Raw genomic sequence first — 463 nt, 5'->3', positions numbered from 1 at the left:
ATGAATGACCTTCGCCCCGGTTGCCGCAATCTGCGCAACAGGCCCGTCGTCTTCAAACACCACCTTGTCGCCTATGCCTATCGCTTGTGTGGCCACATCCCCATCGCCGTCGGTCACTGTCACTACCGCATTGATCTTGCCGCCCAGGTGCACCGCCTCATCGTAGGACGAACCCCCGGTTGGGTGTTTGATGGATTCGTATTGGGCCACGCTTAACACGCCCGTATCAGCATCAATTGAAATCGCCAGAACAGCCTTGCCACTCGCATCACGACCCACCACAAGGCCGCTTTCAAGGGTTAAGGTGATGGCATCCCCATCCGTGGTTTGTAATCCGCTCGCCGCATTGGCTATCGCTAAAGAAAATTTGATGGTGGCCCCTTCGTTGTCCTGACCCGTCACACTGCCCGCAGAACTCACCACAGCACCACTGCTTTGCGCAAAGCCTGCCATGTCCGTAGAC

General features: G+C 56.8%; 1 protein-coding gene. It reads right to left on the bottom strand.

Features of this window, described 5'->3' with window-relative positions:
- On the bottom strand, positions 1-463 hold a 463-nt coding region (locus CCE82_RS12485), incomplete at both ends, for a DUF5801 repeats-in-toxin domain-containing protein (protein WP_159454550.1).

Origin of the sequence: Staphylococcus cornubiensis (assembly GCF_900183575.1) — a bacterium.
Taxonomy (GTDB): domain Bacteria; phylum Bacillota; class Bacilli; order Staphylococcales; family Staphylococcaceae; genus Staphylococcus; species Staphylococcus cornubiensis.
Note: the sequence above shows the minus strand (reverse complement) of the source record. Positions and strands in the feature narration are given on the sequence as shown.